The organism is Lactobacillus sp. UMNPBX15 (assembly GCF_002553785.1).
GTDB lineage: Bacteria > Bacillota > Bacilli > Lactobacillales > Lactobacillaceae > Lactobacillus > Lactobacillus crispatus.
In genome coordinates this window covers 1-327 of record NZ_PCYV01000119.1, presented here as the reverse complement: position 1 = coordinate 327, position 327 = coordinate 1, and the positions used below count along the sequence as shown (strand labels likewise).

At 37.9% G+C, this 327-nt stretch carries 1 protein-coding gene; it reads left to right on the top strand.

From position 1 onward, the window contains the following. On the top strand, nt 1–327 hold a 327-nt coding region (locus CP366_RS10550; protein ID WP_143469324.1), incomplete at both ends, for a transposase.

Below are 327 nucleotides of genomic sequence, written 5' to 3'. Positions count from 1 at the left end.
CAAGAAAGTCTATTATTATGGCTTCAAGGTCCACGCAATAGTAAGCGATGATGGCTATCTGCTTAACTATGCAGTTACTAAAGCGTCAGTACATGATGCCAAAGAGACAGTAGAATTGATGATCGATGCTCATCCAGCCAACCATTATCTTTTAGGAGATGAAGGTTATTTAGGCAAAAATCTAGCTACTAATCTAAAGCGCATGGGATATGTGCTTTGGACGCCATATCGTAAAAATATGCAAGGAGCTAGAAGGCATAATGATCATCAATTGATGGCAATTAGAAGAAGCATTGAAAGCGACTTTTCTTTGCTTAGTTATTACAA